This is a genomic window from Quadrisphaera sp. GCM10027208 (genome assembly GCF_042658805.1).
GTDB lineage: Bacteria > Actinomycetota > Actinomycetes > Actinomycetales > SCSIO-59966 > SCSIO-59966.
The window spans coordinates 124,369-139,570 of record NZ_JBHSRC010000003.1 but is presented as its reverse complement, the minus strand read 5'-3'; the positions used below and the strand labels follow the sequence as shown (position 1 = coordinate 139,570).

General features: G+C 74.2%; 13 protein-coding genes, 2 pseudogenes and 1 riboswitch. Of the genes and pseudogenes, 14 read left to right on the top strand and 1 reads right to left on the bottom strand.

Annotation, left to right across the window (positions count from 1 at the left end):
- The first annotated feature begins 6 nt into the window (after nt 1–6).
- From ACFP6A_RS06100 to ACFP6A_RS06055, 10 genes and pseudogenes are all read left to right on the top strand, one after another.
- Nucleotides 7–1,719, top strand: coding sequence for a CTP synthase (locus tag ACFP6A_RS06100; RefSeq protein WP_379602883.1), 1,713 nt, complete (start codon nt 7–9; stop codon nt 1,717–1,719).
- Nucleotides 1,720–1,724: 5 nt separating this feature from the next.
- Nucleotides 1,725–2,405 carry an NUDIX domain-containing protein gene (locus ACFP6A_RS06095; protein WP_379602882.1) on the top strand — a complete coding sequence of 227 codons (681 nt, stop codon included), beginning with the start codon at nt 1,725–1,727 and terminating at the stop codon, nt 2,403–2,405.
- Nucleotides 2,406–2,430: 25 nt separating this feature from the next.
- Nucleotides 2,431–3,345, top strand: a pseudogene (locus tag ACFP6A_RS06090) (LLM class flavin-dependent oxidoreductase); the annotation flags it as partial.
- Between the two features lie 99 nt (nt 3,346–3,444).
- Nucleotides 3,445–5,715 carry an LLM class flavin-dependent oxidoreductase gene (locus ACFP6A_RS06085; protein WP_379602392.1) on the top strand — a complete coding sequence of 757 codons (2,271 nt, stop codon included), beginning with the start codon at nt 3,445–3,447 and terminating at the stop codon, nt 5,713–5,715.
- Between the two features lie 102 nt (nt 5,716–5,817).
- Nucleotides 5,818–6,468 (top strand): hypothetical protein, encoded by a 651-nt coding sequence (locus ACFP6A_RS06080; protein WP_379602391.1) that lies wholly within the window; start codon nt 5,818–5,820, stop codon nt 6,466–6,468.
- Between the two features lie 112 nt (nt 6,469–6,580).
- Nucleotides 6,581–7,366 carry a matrixin family metalloprotease gene (locus tag ACFP6A_RS06075; protein ID WP_379602389.1) on the top strand — a complete coding sequence of 262 codons (786 nt, stop codon included), beginning with the start codon at nt 6,581–6,583 and terminating at the stop codon, nt 7,364–7,366.
- Between the two features lie 130 nt (nt 7,367–7,496).
- Nucleotides 7,497–7,898 (top strand): YkvA family protein, encoded by a 402-nt coding sequence (locus ACFP6A_RS06070; RefSeq protein ID WP_379602387.1) that lies wholly within the window; start codon nt 7,497–7,499, stop codon nt 7,896–7,898.
- A gap of 119 nt (nt 7,899–8,017) precedes the next feature.
- Complete coding sequence (locus ACFP6A_RS06065) at nt 8,018–9,163, top strand: DUF4192 domain-containing protein (RefSeq protein ID WP_379602386.1); 1,146 nt, start codon at nt 8,018–8,020, stop codon at nt 9,161–9,163.
- A 48-nt stretch (nt 9,164–9,211) separates the two neighbouring features.
- A riboswitch (SAM riboswitch) is annotated at nt 9,212–9,329 on the top strand.
- Between the two features lie 253 nt (nt 9,330–9,582).
- Nucleotides 9,583–10,905 (top strand): bifunctional o-acetylhomoserine/o-acetylserine sulfhydrylase, encoded by a 1,323-nt coding sequence (locus ACFP6A_RS06060; RefSeq protein ID WP_379602384.1) that lies wholly within the window; start codon nt 9,583–9,585, stop codon nt 10,903–10,905.
- The gene (locus tag ACFP6A_RS06055) at nt 10,902–12,077 is read left to right on the top strand and encodes a homoserine O-acetyltransferase (RefSeq protein WP_379602383.1); all 1,176 of its coding nucleotides are present in this window, start codon (nt 10,902–10,904) and stop codon (nt 12,075–12,077) included. Before ACFP6A_RS06060 ends, ACFP6A_RS06055 begins: the two co-directional genes overlap by 4 nt.
- Nucleotides 12,078–12,089: 12 nt before the next feature.
- Here ACFP6A_RS06055 and ACFP6A_RS06050 read toward each other — a convergent pair whose 3' ends face one another.
- A complete protein-coding gene (locus ACFP6A_RS06050) occupies nt 12,090–12,566 on the bottom strand; it encodes an NUDIX domain-containing protein (protein ID WP_379602381.1) in 477 nt (158 codons plus the stop codon).
- 100 nt (nt 12,567–12,666) lie between these two features.
- On the opposite strand from ACFP6A_RS06050, the gene ACFP6A_RS06045 reads away from it, so the two are divergent.
- The 4 genes and pseudogenes from ACFP6A_RS06045 to ACFP6A_RS06030 all read left to right on the top strand — a co-directional run bounded on the left by ACFP6A_RS06045 (nt 12,667) and on the right by ACFP6A_RS06030 (nt 15,103).
- On the top strand, nt 12,667–13,068 hold the full coding sequence (locus tag ACFP6A_RS06045) for a universal stress protein (RefSeq protein ID WP_379602380.1): 402 nt from the start codon (nt 12,667–12,669) through the stop codon (nt 13,066–13,068).
- Nucleotides 13,069–13,071: 3 nt separating this feature from the next.
- Nucleotides 13,072–13,182 (top strand): annotated as a pseudogene (locus ACFP6A_RS06040) (Fe-S cluster assembly protein HesB); the annotation flags it as partial.
- Nucleotides 13,183–13,208: 26 nt separating this feature from the next.
- Complete coding sequence (locus ACFP6A_RS06035) at nt 13,209–14,615, top strand: recombinase family protein (RefSeq protein ID WP_379602379.1); 1,407 nt, start codon at nt 13,209–13,211, stop codon at nt 14,613–14,615.
- 68 nt (nt 14,616–14,683) lie between these two features.
- The gene (locus ACFP6A_RS06030) at nt 14,684–15,103 is read left to right on the top strand and encodes a hypothetical protein (RefSeq protein ID WP_379602377.1); all 420 of its coding nucleotides are present in this window, start codon (nt 14,684–14,686) and stop codon (nt 15,101–15,103) included.
- Nucleotides 15,104–15,202 lie beyond the last annotated feature (99 nt).

The window sequence follows — 15,202 nt, the reverse complement described above, 5'->3', positions numbered from 1 at the left end:
GGGTCCATGAGGTCGGGTGCACCGTCGGGCGGCTCCGGGGTCACCCAGCACATCTTCGTCACCGGCGGGGTGGCGAGCTCCCTCGGCAAGGGCCTCACCGCCTCCAGTCTCGGTCACCTGCTGCACGCCAGGGGGCTGCGGGTCTCGATGCAGAAGCTCGACCCGTACCTCAACGTCGACCCCGGCACGATGAACCCGTTCCAGCACGGCGAGGTGTTCGTCACCAACGACGGGGCGGAGACCGACCTCGACATCGGCCACTACGAGCGGTTCCTCGACGTCGACCTCGACGCGGCCGCGAACGTCACCACCGGCCAGGTCTACCTGACCGTCATCGCCCGCGAGCGGCGCGGGGAGTACCTGGGGGACACCGTCCAGGTCATCCCGCACATCACCAACGAGATCAAGGCGCGGATGCGTGCCCAGGCGGTCCCGGGCCGGGACGGCGTGGCCCCGGACGTCATCATCACCGAGATCGGTGGCACCGTCGGCGACATCGAGTCGCTGCCGTTCCTCGAGGCCGCCCGGCAGGTGCGCCAGGAGGTCGGCCGGGACAACGTGTTCTTCCTGCACGTGTCGCTGGTGCCGTTCATCGGCCCGAGCGGGGAGCTGAAGACCAAGCCGACCCAGCACTCGGTGGCCTCGCTGCGCAGCATCGGCATCCAGCCGGACGCCATCGTGCTGCGCTGCGACCGTGACGTCCCGGACGCCACCAAGGCCAAGATCGCCCTGATGTGCGACGTGGAGGAGGAGGCCGTCGTGGCCGCCGTCGACGCGCCGTCCATCTACGACATCCCCAAGGTGCTGCACTCCGAGGGCCTGGACGCCTACGTCGTCCGCCGGCTCAACCTGCCCTTCCGGGACGTCGACTGGACCGGGTGGGACGACCTGCTGCGCCGGGTGCACCGGCCCGCCCACCGGGTCGAGGTCGCCCTCGTCGGCAAGTACGTCGACCTGCCGGACGCCTACCTGTCGGTGACCGAGGCGCTGCGCGCGGGCGGGTTCGCCGTCGACGCGAAGGTCGACATCCGCTGGGTCGCCTCGGACGGGTGCGACACCCCCGAGGGTGCCCGGCGGCTGCTCGAGGGCGTCGACGCCGTCTGCGTGCCGGGCGGTTTCGGCATCCGCGGCATCGAGGGCAAGGTCGGCGCCCTGCGCTGGGCCCGGGAGAACAAGGTCCCCACCCTCGGGCTCTGCCTGGGCCTGCAGTGCATGGTCATCGAGTACGCCCGCAACGTCGCGGGGCTGACCGGGGCGTCGTCCTCGGAGTTCGACCCCGACTGCGAGCACCCGGTCATCGCGACCATGGACGAGCAGAAGGCGATCGTCCAGGGCGACGGCGACCTCGGTGGCACGATGCGGCTCGGGCTGTACCCCGCCGTGCTGGTCGAGGGCTCCGTCGTCGCCGAGGCGTACGGCGCCACCCGGGTGGAGGAGCGTCACCGGCACCGCTACGAGGTGAACAACGCCTACCGCGCCCGGTTGGAGGAGGCGGGGCTGGTCTTCTCCGGCACCAGTCCCGGCCGCGAGCTGGTGGAGTTCGTCGAGCTGCCCCGCGACGTCCACCCGTACTACGTCTCCACCCAGGCCCACCCCGAGTTCCGCTCCCGCCCCGACCGAGCCCACCCGTTGTTCCGCGGCCTGATCGACGCCGCCGTCGACCGGCAGCGCGAGGGTCGCCTGCTCGAGGTGGACGTCGGCGAGCCGGTCGTCCCGTGAGCCAGGTGGCGCCGTCCGGGCCCGGGGATCCACCTGGCCCCCAGCACCCCGACGACCCGGCGGCACTCCGGGACCGGCCTGCCGGGCGTCCGGTGCTCACCAGCGAGACGCTCCTCACCGGGATGGTGTGGGACGTCGTCCGGGACACCGTCGACCTGGGCCCGGCCGGGACCGTCCGGCGCGAGTACGTGCGGCACCCCGGTGCCGTCGGCGTCCTGGCCCTCGACGAGGGCGGGCGGGTGCTGCTCGTGCGCCAGTACCGGCACCCGGTCCGCCGTGAGCTGTGGGAGCTGCCCGCCGGCCTCCTCGACGTCGACGGCGAGCCACCGCTGGAGGCCGCCCGTCGCGAGCTGGCGGAGGAGGCCGACCTGCGGGCCGCCCGCTGGCACGTTCTCGTCGACTGGTTCAGCTCCCCGGGCGGGATGGACGAGACGGTCCGGGTGTACCTGGCCCGCGACCTCACCGAGGTACCCGGCACCGAGAGGCACGTGCGGGTGCACGAGGAGGCCGGCCTGGTCGCCGCCTGGGTGCCGCTGGACGACGCCCGCGACGCCGTCCTCGCCGGGGACCTGCACAACCCGACCGCGGTGACCGGGGTGCTCGCCGCCTGCGCCGCGCGGGACACCGGCTGGTCGACGCTGCGCCCGGCGGAGGCGCCGTGGCCGGGGCACAGGTCCGGCCGCTGAGCCAGAGCCACGAAAGGAGGAACGGATGCCCGACTACGGACACGACCTGCTGTTCGGCTCGTTCATCACCCCGATCGCCTCTGCGCCGGACCAGGTCGTCGCCCTGGCACAGCTCAGTGAGCAGGTCGGACTGGACCTGGCCACCTTTCAGGACCACCCGTACCAGCCGGCGTTCCTGGACACCTGGACGCTGCTGAGCTGGGTCGCGGCCGAGACCGAACGGATCCACGTCGCAGCGAACGTCACCAACCTGCCGCTGCGGCCCCCGGCAGTGCTCGCCCGTGCGGCGGCGAGCCTGGACCTGCTCAGCGGTGGCCGGTTCGTGCTCGGCCTGGGAGCCGGTGGCTTCTGGGACGCCATCGAGGCCATGGGCGGCCGCAGGCTCACCCCCGGTCAGAGCGTCGAGGCGCTGAGCGAGGCCATCGAGATCATCCGCGGCACCTGGGACACCGAGAGCCGTGACCGGTTCGTCGTCGACGGCACCTACTACCAGGTCAACGGTGCCAAACGGGGCCCCGCCCCGGCACACGAGATCGGGATCTGGGTCGGCGCCTACAAGCCCCGGATGCTGCGGCTCATCGGCCGTCAGGCCGACGGCTGGCTGCCGTCGCTCAGCTACACCAAGAGCCTGCAGGACCTCGCCGACGCCAACGCGGTCATCGACGCCGCGGCCACGAAGGCGGGACGAGCCCCGCGGGCCGTGCGCCGCCTCCTCAACATCGGCGGGCAGTTCACCGCGCACGCGAGTGACCGGCTGCTCGTGGGCCCGCCGGAGCAGTGGGTCCGCCAGCTCGCCGCCCTGACCCTGCAGTACGGCTTCAGCGGCTACATCCTCATGGGCGACGACCCATCCACCCTGACGGTCTTCGCCCAGGAGGTGGCTCCCGCCCTGCGCGACCTGGTCACGACGCAGCGCGCGGCGTCGGGCCCCGCTCCGGGCTCGAGCCTGTTCCGCGACGGAAGCTGACAGTCTCAGCAGACTGCCCGGCGCCGTCCTCGTGAAGGACGGGAAGGTGTGAGGACGGGAAGGAGAACGTTCGTGGACTACGGCCACCCACTGCAGCTCGGCACCTTCATCACGCCGACGAACGACGCTCCGCACACCCCGGTCGACCTCGCCGTGCTCAGCGAGGACCTGGGTTACGACCTGGTCACCTTCCAGGACCACCCGTACCAGCCCCGGTTCCACGACACCTGGACGCTGCTGAGCTGGGTGGCCGCCAGAACGACCCGGGTCCACCTGTCCGCCAGCGTGCTGAACGTGCCGATGCGTCCGCCGGCTGTCACCGCCCGGGCGGCGGCCAGCCTGGACCTGATGTCCCGCGGCCGGGTGACCCTCGGCCTGGGGGCCGGCTTCTTCTGGGACGCGATGGCGGCCATGGGCGTGCCCCGTCTCAGCGCCGGAGAGTCGGTCGACGCGCTGGCGGAGGCGATCGAGGTGATCCGCGGTCTGTGGGCCGCCGGCACCCGCTCGCCGCTCGACCACACGGGGGAGCACTACCAGGTACGGGGCGCTGAGCGTGGTCCTGCGCCGGCACACAACATCCCGGTCTGGGTCGGCGGCGGCAGACCGCGCATGCTGCGGCTCGTCGGCGAGCAGGCCGACGGCTGGATCGCCCCTGGGGCCACCACCGGTCTGGGCGGCCTGGCGGCCGGCAACGCCCGCATCGACGCCGCCGCAACCGCAGCCGGTCGCGACCCGCGGGAGATCCGCCGCGTCGTCAACGTCTCGGGACGCTTCACCGCGACCGCAGGGGGGCTGCTCGTCGGCCCACCGAAGCAGTGGGTCGAACAGCTGGTGCCGTACGTGATCGAGGACGGTGTCGGCACCATCGTCCTCGCCTCCGACGACCCGGAGGCGATGCGCCGCTTCGCCGGCGAGGTCGCGCCTGCGCTGCGCGAGGCGGTCGCCGCGGAGCGCGCCGTGCGCGGCACCTCGGTCGGCACGGTGCCCAGCATCTGGGTGCGGGCGCAGCGGCGGGAGGGCATCGACTACGACCACGTCCCGAGCGTCCTGCGCGACGGCGCGGTCGAACCAGGTGATGCCGTCTACCCCTCCGTGCGGTCGGGCTACATGCGCGGCGGGTCACCAGGCCTGGTGCTTCGCGTCAGTGACGCTACCGAGGTCGCCCAGGCGCTGGCCTTCGCCCGCACGCAGCCCGTGCCGCTGTCCGTCCGCAGCGGGGGTCACGGCATCTCGGGCCGCTCCACCAATGACGGCGGCATCGTCATCGACCTGTCACCGATGAACCGGGTCGAGGTGCTCGACGAGGCCAACCGCCTCGTGCGGATCGAAGCAGGTGCGCGGTGGGGGCACGTCGCCCAGGCCCTGCAGCCCCACGGGTGGGCGCTGACCTCCGGCGACTACGGCGGCGTCGGCGTCGGAGGCCTGGCCACCGCCGGTGGCATCGGGTTCCTGAGCCGCCAGCACGGGCTGACCATCGACCACGTCCGCGGCGTCGAGATCGTCCTCGCCGACGGCACCGTGACCCGCGCCAGCGAGAGCGAGAACCCCGACCTGTTCTGGGCCGTGCGGGGGGCCGGGTTCTCCTTCGGCGTCGTCACCGCGTTCGAGTTCCAGGTCGACGAGGTCGGCGACGTCGGCTTCGCCCAGCTCGTCTACGACGCCAGCGACACCGCTGACTTCCTGCGCAGGTGGGGCGCCGCCGTCGAGACCTCCCCGCGCGACCTGACAAGCTTCCTCATCATCGGGCGCCCGAGGAGCGGGCGGGTGATCGCCCAGACCATGACGGTCATCGACTCCGAGGACCCCGACACCGTCCTCGACCGGCTTCAGCCCTTCGCCGGCATCGCGCCACTGCTGGGCCAGCAGGTCCAGCTGACGCCCTACGCCGGCATCGTCACGCCGCCCGTGGGGGCGAACGCCGGCGAGGGTGAACCCGTCAGCCGCAGCGGGCTGCTCGAGCACCTCACGCCCGAGTTCGCCGACGACGCCGCCCGCCTCATCGCCGGTGGCGAGACCTACTGGTTCCAGATCCGTTCCATGGGCGGTGCGACGGCCGACGTCGCACCTGGTGCCACCGCCTTCGCCCACCGGTCGGCGAACTTCCACGTCGTCGTCATGGGAGCCAGCCGGGCCCGACTGGACCCCGTCTGGGACGCCATGCGCCGGCACTTCACCGGCCTGTACGTCAGCTTCGAGACCGACACCCGTCCCGAGCGTCTCCGCGACGCGTACCCGCCGGGCACGCTGGAGCGGCTGCGCGCCCTCAAGCGCCGCTACGACCCCGACAACGTCTTCCGCGACAACTTCGCCATCGAGCCCGCGCCCCAGCCCGTGGGCCCGTGACGGGCAGAGCTGCCAGCGCTCCTCGGTCGCTCCTCGGTCGCTCCTCGGTCGCGGCGGCGACCTCGACGAGCAGTACCGGCCCGTCACCGGCAGGATTCCCTCATGGCGCGAGACCAGCAGCAGAGCTCCCCGTCCACGCTGGACAAGGCGGCCGCCTCCGTGGTGGACCGGTTGATCGACCTCGGCATCGGCGGGGTCGGCCCGTTCGACCCGGCCCGTGACGTGGCCGACGCGGCCCGGGCGGCGTCGCGGTCGGTCGAGGATGCGGTCGACGCCGTCGTGGCCGACCACACCCGGCTGGCCGCCGCAGGTGGGTTCGTCACCGGGCTCGGCGGGTTCGTCACCCTGCCGGTCGCGCTGCCCGCGAACGTCGTCGGCTTCTACCTCGTCGCTGCCCGGATGGTGGCTGCGATCGCTCACCTGCGCGGGCACGACCTGCAGGCGCCGCAGGTCCGCACGGCGCTGCTCGTCACGCTGGTCGGCGGCGACGCCGACGACATCCTCGCCAAGGCGGGGGTCGTCGCGCCGGGCGGCCGGGTGGCGCGGCTCGCCCTGCAGCGCCTGCCCGCTCCGGCGCTCATGATGGTGAACAAGGGCATCGCGTTCCGGCTGGTGAGCCGGCTGGTGTCCCGGGGGGTCGCCCGTCTCGGCCGGGCCGTCCCGTTCGTCGGCGGAGCCGTGGGAGCGGGCCTGGACGGCTACCTGCTGCGCCGGATCGCCACCGCCGCCAAGCGCGAGCTCGCCGAGGTGTAGCGAGCCGCCGGCTGCGCCGGGTGGGCGACAGCGGTCAACCGGCGCCGCCGGCGTGCCGATACGCCGGTGTGGCAGAGCCTCTCGCGGCGGGTGCCGCCGGCGGGTGCGTCCGGTGAGGCCGTCGTTCTGGCCCCTCCTGGGGGCGCTGGCCGCGGCCGTCCTCGCCGTCGTCACCGTCACCGTGCTGCGACCAGAGCTGCTGCCGGGTGGCTCGGCCGCGCCGTCCGGCCACCCGCCCCTGCCGGCCGGGCTCTCCCCGGTGCCGCTCGGCACGCCGGCGCCCGCCCCGGCGGGGGAGGGCGGCTTCCACGTCCTGGCCACCGACGCCGGTCAGCCGGTGCGCTGGGACCCGTGCCGCCCCATCCGCTACGTCGTCGACGACCGCGCCGCCCCACCTGGAGCGGACTACCTGCTGACCTCCGCGCTGGCCGAGGTGCAGCGGGTCACCGGGTTCTCGTTCGTGCGCGAAGGGGTCACCGACGAGGTCCCCGCCGACGACCGCCGACCGGTGCAGCCGGAACGGTACGGCGACCGCTGGGCGCCCGTGCTCGTCGTCTGGTCCGACCCCTCCGCGCACCCGCGGCTGGCGGGGGACGTCGCCGCCTACGCGGGGCCCCAGGCCGTGGACGGCGCGGAGCCGGGCACCCGGCGGTACGTCACCGGCCAGCTGGTGATCGACTCCCCGCAGCTCGGCGAGGCCGCCGCCGGAGCCGCCGGGCTCGCCCGGAGCCGTGCGGTGCTGCTGCACGAGCTGGGCCACCTGGTCGGCCTCGACCACGTCGACGACCGCTCCCAGCTGATGTTCCCGTCGACCACCCCGCTGGTCACCGACTTCGCCGACGGTGACCTGCGCGGACTGGCGGCCGTGTCCGGCGGTCCGTGCCGGACCGACTTCTGAGCCGGCGAGGCAGCGTCCCTGGCGGGGCGGGCTCCCGTGGCGACCGGAACACCGCGGTCGCGACGGGCGTTGGCCATCGCGACGGACGACGGACGACGGACGACGGGCGGCCGGCGCCCGAGGACCGGAGGTGGCTGTGCGGACCCTGCGACGTGCCACGGCGCTCAAGGCCCTGTGGAGTGCGCTGACCCGTGCCGGAGCGACGAGCGGCCACGGCCTCGGCGAGCAGCTGCGCGCCGTCCCCCGGATGCTGCGGGCTGCTCTCACCGGCCGCTACCCAGGCCTGGACCGGCGGCGGCTCGCCGTGATGGCGCTCGCCGCGGTGTACGTCGTCTCCCCGGTGGACCTCGTCCCCGGGGCGGTGTTCCTGCTCCTCGGTGTCGCCGACGACGCCCTCGTCGTCACCTGGCTCGCTGGTGCCCTGCTCAGCGAGGTCGACGCCTTCCTCGACTGGGAGGCCGCCCGTGCCGGCCCTGCCGGCCGGACGGCGGCCGACCAGCCCGACGTCGTCGTCGGCGAGGTCGTGCGCTGAGTCGCCCGTCCTGACCTGCCCTGCCGGCTTGTCCCCCACAGGCCCGATCACCGGTCGTAGCGTCCACAGCCGCCGCCCGACGCGCCCCGGCCGGTGCGGCGGACGGCCACGGTGGAGCCATGGAGCGCACCGTGTGGCGGGCCAGCGAGCCCCGGGACCTGATCGTCTACGCCCAGTACGCCGTCGGCTACCGGCCACGGCAGAGCATGGTGGTGCTCTGTCTGGGGCCTGGAGGGCGCCGGGTCGGTGCGGTCGGGCGGTTCGACCTCGTCCCGGACGACGTCCCCGGTGCCATCGAGGCGCAGTCGGACGCCGTCGCGCTCGTCGCCCGCACCGGCCAGGCTGACGCGGTGGCCGTCGTCGTCTTCACGGACGACGAGCTCCCTGCAGGTCTCCTGCCGGCCGTCCGCGAGCGCCTCGCCGTCGACGGCCGCCCGCTGCTCGACGCCTGGGCCGTCGGCGCCACCCGGTACCGCTGTCTCACCTGCGACGACGACTGCTGCCCCGAAGCCGGGTGGCCGGTCGAGGAGCTGGCGGAAGGCGCCCTCGCCGCCGAGCTCGTCCTCGACGGCCGGGTGCTCCTCGACCGGCGCTGCGACGTCGTCGCCGACCTCACGCCGTCCGCCGACGCGGATGCCCGGGACGTCGCCGGCCGGCTGGCGCCGGTAGCCCCCGCCGCCGGCCACCCGGCGCCCGACGCGTCCCGGCGGGGCGCCGCCTTCGACACGTGGCTGCGGATGCTCGACCGGGAGCCGGAGCGTGCGTCGTCCCTGGAGGTGGCCGAGGTCCTGCAGGCGATGGAGAGCGCCGCGGTCCGCGACGCCGTCATCCTCACCGCCGTGCCCGGGACGCGGAAGGCGGCCCGGGGCCTGGCCACCGGCAGCGCCTTCTCGGTCGGCGACGAGGGCGCCCTGCTGCCCGACCACGACCTCGGCGTCGCCCTGGACGCCGTGTTCGGCGGCGCCGGGACCGCTGCGGGGCCACCGGTGCATCCCGATCGCGACCGGGTCGCCCGGGTCGAGGCGCACCTGCGCCGGCTCGTCCGCCTCGCCCCACCCCGGCACCGGCGGGCCCCCCTGGGCGTGCTCGCCTGGCTGGCCTGGTGGACCGGTCGGGGCGTCCTGGCCGACGAGGTGCTCAAGCTGCTCGAGGCCGAGCACCCCGGCGACACCCTCGGTGAGCTGATCCGGGTGGCCGTGGACCGCGGGCTCCCCCCGCCGTGGGCCCAGCCGGCCGAGGGGCTGCCACAGGCTCCCGCATGCTGAGACAAGGTGTCACCGGCTGGGACGACGCCTCTACAGTCCTGTGCACGAGGTCATGAGCGCCAGCGCCAAGCCCCGGCTCGCTGGCCGGCAACCCTCCACCGCGGTGGGGTGCCCCGGGTGATGACCTGGCCGGCCGTCCGCCGCGGACGACCGGCAAGCGCGGGCCCGCGCCGGGCCCCACGAGACCGGGAGGCCGTCGCCGTGAACCACCACCGAATGCGTCGCTGAGCGCTCGACCCGCTCGCTCGAGCGCTCCCTCGCGACGTCCGCGTCGGCCCGGTCCCACCGGTGCCACCGCGTCGCGGGGCCCGCTGACCCTCTTCTCTGTCGCGACACCCGCTGCGGTGCGGTGCGGCCCTGAGGCCGCGCGCGCCGTCCCCGGTCGCTGCCGTGACCCCCGACGCACAGGAGACCCACCCATGACCACCACCGGATGGTCCTTCGAGACCCGCCAGATCCACGCCGGCCAGACCCCCGACGCCACTACCGGCGCCCGGGCCCTGCCGATCTACCAGACCACCTCGTACGTCTTTCGCGACACCCAGCACGCCGCCGACCTCTTCGCCCTCACGGAGACCGGGAACATCTACACCCGGCTGACGAACCCGACGACCGACGTCGTCGAGCAGCGGATCGCCGACCTGGAGGGGGGCGTGGGCGCACTCCTCGTGGCCAGCGGCCAGTCCGCCGAGACGCTCGCACTGCTCAACCTCGCCGAGGCCGGGGACCACATCGTGGCCAGCCCGAGCCTGTACGGCGGCACCGCCAACCTCCTGCGGCACACGTTCCCCAAGCTGGGGGTGACCGTCGACTTCGTCGACGACCCCGACGACCTCGACGCGTGGCGGCGGGCCGTCCGGCCGACGACGAAGGCGTTCTTCGGCGAGTCCATCGCCAACCCGCGCCAGGACGTGCTGGACATCGAGGCCGTCGCAGGCGTCGCCCACGAGGCCGGGGTGCCGCTCGTCGTCGACAACACGGTCGCCACCCCGTACCTGCTCCGGCCACTGGAGTGGGGGGCCGACGTCGTCGTCCACTCCGCGACCAAGTACCTGGGCGGGCACGGCACCGCACTCGGTGGGGTCATCGTCGACGGCGGCACCTTCGACTACGCGAGCCGGCCTGACCGGTTCCCGGGGTTCAACACCCCCGACCCCAGCTACCACGGCCTCGTCTACGCCCGGGACCTCGGGGTCGGCAGCCCCCTGGGTGCCAACCTCGCCTACGTGCTGAAGGCGCGGGTCCAGCTGCTGCGCGACCTCGGGCCCGCGATCTCCCCGTTCAACGCCTTCCTCATCGCCCAGGGGCTCGAGACGCTCAGCCTGCGGATGGAGCGGCACGTGGCCAACGCCGTCCGGGTCGCGTCCTGGCTGGAGGGCCGGGACGAGGTGGCCTCGGTGGCCTACGCCGGCCTGCCGTCGAGCCCCTGGTACGAGCGGGCCCAGCGGTACGCGCCGCGTGGCTCCGGCGCGGTCCTCGCGTTCGAGCTGCGCGGTGGGATCGAGGCCGGGCGCCGGTTCGTCGAGGGACTCACCCTGCACAGCCACGTGGCCAACATCGGCGACGTGCGCAGCCTCGTCATCCACCCGGCGTCCACGACGCACAGCCAGCTCACCGAGGCCGAGCAGCGGGCGGCCGGTGTGACACCCGGGCTGGTACGCCTCGCGGTCGGGATCGAGCACATCGACGACATCCTCGCCGACCTGGAGGTCGGGCTGACCGCGGCCAAGGCGGTGTCGTGACCGGCGCGCCGGTCCACGGCGCGGCGCCCGTCACCGGCGCCTGGCGGGAGGGGCACCCGCTGGGCGACCGGCGGTTCGCCGACGTCGGTGACCTCCACCTCGAGACGGGCGGGGTCCTGCCGGGCGTCCGGATCGCCTACGAGACGTGGGGCAGGCTCTCACCCGCCGGCGACAACGCCGTGCTCGTCCTGCACGCCCTCACCGGTGACAGCCACGTCACCGGACCACCGGGCGAGGGCCACCCGTCAGCCGGCTGGTGGGAGGGGGTCGTCGGGCCCGGGCGCCCCATCGACACCAACCGTTGGTTCGTCGTCGCCCCCAACGTGCTCGGCGGGTGCCAGGGCAGCACCGGCCCGGCGTCCCGGGGGCCGGACGGCCGGCCGTGGGGAAGCCGGTTCCCGTTCCTCACCATCCGGGACCAGGTTGCGGCGGAGGTCCGGCTCGCCGACGCGCTCGGCATCCGGTCCTGGGCGCTCGTCGTCGGCGGGTCGATGGGGGGGATGCGGGCGCTGGAGTGGGCGGTCGGCGAGCCGGACCGGGTGGAGCGCGCCGCCGTGCTGTGCGCGGGTGCGGCGGCCAGCGCGGACCAGATCGCCTGGGCCCACGCTCAGCTCACGGCGATCCGGGCCGACCCCGGCTTCGCCGGCGGCGACTACTACGAGGCACCGCCGGGGCACGGGCCGCACACCGGGCTCGGCATCGCCCGCCGTATCGCGCACACCACGTACCGGTCCGCCAGCGAGCTCGACACCCGGTTCGGTCGTGCCGCGCAGGCGGGGGAGCAGCCGCTGGGCGGTGGTGGCCGCTACGCCGTCGAGTCCTACCTCGACCACCACGCCGACAAGCTCGTGCACCGTTTCGACGCCGGCTCCTACGTCGTGCTGACCCAGGCGATGAGCTCCCACGACGTCGGCCGTGGACGCGGCGGGATCGCCGCCGCGCTGGCCCGGGTGCGGGCCCGCACCGTGGTCGTCGCCGTGGACAGCGACCGTCTGTACCCGGTCCGGCACGCCGAGGAGATCGTCGAGCACCTGCCGCCGGGTCGCGGCGTCCTGGAGGTCGTCAGCTCGGCCCACGGCCACGACGGCTTCCTCGTCGAGACCGGGGCCGTGGGCGGCCTGCTGCGCCGCGCCCTGACTACTCCGGTGCCGGTGGTGGCGCGCGCCGGCTGACGTGACCGCTGGTCAGCTCCCCAGGCGGCGCAGGACCGCGGTGAGGTCAGGCCACGTGGCGGCCAGCCCCGGGTGCAGCGGAAGCGCCTGCGCCTCGGCCGGATCCACCCAGCGCACCTCGGCGGTCTCGGCGTTGGCCGCGTGCGGCTCGACCGGGCCGCGCGGAGCCCCGATGACGACGGTGTACCGCCAGTCCCCGTGATCGGTGCTCACCCACGTCCCGAGCACCTCCACCGCGTCGGGGTGGACGCCGGCCTCCTCCCAGGCCTCTCGCAGGGCGCTCTCGGTGACGTCCTCGTGGCTGTCCGTGGCGCCCCCGGGCAGTCCCCACGTGCCGCCGTGGTGCGTCCAGTCGGCGCGCAGCTGCAGCAGCACCTCGACGGTCTCGCCGTCGCGCCGAGCCAGCAGCAGGCCAGCGGCTCCGTGCCGCCCCCAGTGCCGGTGACCGCAGCGGCACCGCACCCAGCCGTTCCCGTCGCCGACGCCCACACGGTCACGCTACGCAGAGTCGCGACGACCCGCAGCGGAGGCGGCATGTTCCGGTAGCGTGCCCTCCAGCGGAGGCCCGCACGAGCAAGGAGGCTCATCGATGGCGATCGTTGTCGGTTACGTCCCGACCAAGGAGGGCCGCGCGGCCCTGAAGACGGCGGCCGCCGAGGCACGCCTGCGCAACACGAAGATGATCGTCATCAACAGCAACCGCGGCGGTCGCGACCTCGACGCCGAGGAGGCGCGGCGTTACGAGGACGAGCTGGCAGCCGTTCGCCAGCAGCTGGACGAGGTCGGCGTGGAGCACGAGGTCCGGCAGCTGGTCCGCGGTCTTGAGCCCGCCGAGGACCTCATCGCGGTCGCCGAGGAGACCGGCGCGCAGATGATCGTCATCGGGCTGCGACGTCGGACGCCGGTCGGCAAGCTCATCCTGGGCTCCAACGCGCAGCGGATCCTGCTCGACGCCCCGTGCGCCGTGCTGGCGGTCAAGGCCGAGCACTGACCTGTGGACGGTCGCCCGCACCGGCTCCGGCTCGCCCTGGACGAGCGGGCCGACGAGCTGCTCACCCGGGACCCGTTCGCGCTGCTCGTCGGCATGCTGCTCGACCAGCAGGTGACCTAGCCAAGTAGTACGGTCGAGCCATGGCAGGCACCGCGATCTACTGTCGCATCTCGCAAGACACCGAGGGGAAGGCGCTCGGCGTCGCCCGCCAGGAGGCCGACTGCCGCGACCTGGCCGAGCGGCTGGGGCTGCCCGGTGTCGTCGTGTTCGTCGACAACGACCGCGGCGCCAGCACCCGCTCGCGCAAGACCAGGCCTGCGTTCACCGAGATGGTGACCCGCGCCGAGACCGGGGAGTTCGGCGCCATCGTCGCCTACTCGACGTCCAGGCTTACCCGGCGGCCGCTGGAGTTCGACCAGCTGATCACGCTCGCCGAGCGCCGGCACGTCCGCATCCTGACCGTCGTCTCCGGGCAGGTGAGCCTGGACACCGCTGACGGCCGGGCCGTCGCCCGCACGCTCGCGGCGTGGGACGCGGCCGAGGCCGAGCGCACCGCCGAGCGGGTCGCTCGCAAGCACCTCGAGAACGCGATGAACGGCAAGGCCGTGGGCGGCACCCGGCCGTTCGGGTACGAGGCCGACAAGGTGACCGTCCGCCCCGTCGAGGCCGACCTGATACGGCAGGCGGCCGCCGACGTGATCGCCGGTGTGCCGGTGCGGGCGGTCGCTCGCCTCTGGGCCGAGGCAGGCGTGGTCTCCCCGCGCGGGCTGCCGTGGTCACACCGGACGCTGCGGCAGATGCTCAAGGGACCACGGCTCGCCGGTCTGCGGGTCCACCGCGGGCAGCTGCTCACCGGGGCGGACGGCGAGCCCGTGCGCGGTCAGTGGGAGCCGATCCTGGACCTGGACACGCACCGGCGGGTCGTGGCCGCGCTGACGACACCGGACACTCGCTCACGGCGACCCCGGCGCGGCGCTCGGCACTACTTGCTGACCGGGGTCGTGCGGTGCGGGGTCTGCAACGCGCCGATGTACGGCAACCGCTACGCCGAGGGACGGCACTACTACGTGTGCAAGCCGTCGGCGGGGTCCGCCCACCCGCACACCAACACGGTGAGCGGGGTAGGGGTCGACGGCGCCGTCGAGGCGCTCGTGCTGCGCTACCTGGACCGGCAGGGCGACCTGCCGACCGCCGAGCCCGCCCCGTTCGCCGGCGCGGCCCGGCTCGACGCCGTGAACGCACAGATCAGCGAGCTGATGGCCGCGTTCGTCGCGGGCACCCTGTCCGGCGCGGTCGTGTTCCCCGCCGTCGAACGGCTGGAGGCCGAGCGGGACGCGCTGGAGGCCGACCGCGCGGTGCACGACGCGCCGACCGGGCCGGACCTGTCGCGGATCGACCGGGAGACGTGGGCCGGGTGGGACACCGACCGGCGCCGGGCCGCCGTCGAGGCGCTGCTCGACGCGGTGCTGATCCGGCCGGCGACACGGCGGCAGAACCGGCTCGACCTCGACCGCATCGAGGTCGTGTGGAAGGAGCAGCGGCGATGAGCGAGCGCCAGCCAAGACCCCCCGCCAGAGGGCGCCTGGCGCGGCGCCTGGCGCGGCACGGAGGGGTCGTGCCGCCCGCCTACAAGTCGGCCCTGCCGATGGTGACGTGGCGGGCCGAGGCCTGCCGGTGCCGGCTGCTGACCGTGTACCTCACACCCGCAGGCTGGGTGCTCGACGGTGAGGACTTCCGCATCCCGGTCCCCGCGTGGCTGGAGCGGATCACGGCGGCCGGGCAGCTGCCGGACGGGCTGGCCGGGACCTTGGACGAGTACCGGGCGGGCCGGTTCGCCGCCTTCACCCCGGGCCGGGTGGCCGGGGTGCACGAGACGCTCGACGTGGACCCCGAGACGTGGCCGGCGACTCGCTTCGAGGTGGGCTGCCGCCACGGCCACGGGTACGTCGACCTCGCGGACGTGGCGGCTGACTGCTCGCAGGTTCGCGCGACACGCCGACCGTTGCCGGACCCGGCCCGGCGACTGGTCTGGTAACGTCTCCCTCACGTTGTAGTGCTTAGCGGCACGCACCAGGGGCCGAGAGGTCCGTGGCAGCGGCCCGCGGCCAACTACTCGACCGGGTGAGAGTCGAGC

What these genes read in the sequence shown, in the direction of transcription:
- ACFP6A_RS06100 (WP_379602883.1), top strand. Translation starts at nt 7, where the DNA reads ATGAGGTCGGGTGCACCGTCGGGCGGCTCCGGGGTCACCCAGCACATC.
- ACFP6A_RS06080 (WP_379602391.1), top strand. Translation starts at nt 5,818, where the DNA reads ATGGCGCGAGACCAGCAGCAGAGCTCCCCGTCCACGCTGGACAAGGCG.
- ACFP6A_RS06065 (WP_379602386.1), top strand. Translation starts at nt 8,018, where the DNA reads ATGGAGCGCACCGTGTGGCGGGCCAGCGAGCCCCGGGACCTGATCGTC.
- ACFP6A_RS06060 (WP_379602384.1), top strand. Translation starts at nt 9,583, where the DNA reads ATGACCACCACCGGATGGTCCTTCGAGACCCGCCAGATCCACGCCGGC.
- ACFP6A_RS06045 (WP_379602380.1), top strand. Translation starts at nt 12,667, where the DNA reads ATGGCGATCGTTGTCGGTTACGTCCCGACCAAGGAGGGCCGCGCGGCC.
- ACFP6A_RS06035 (WP_379602379.1), top strand. Translation starts at nt 13,209, where the DNA reads ATGGCAGGCACCGCGATCTACTGTCGCATCTCGCAAGACACCGAGGGG.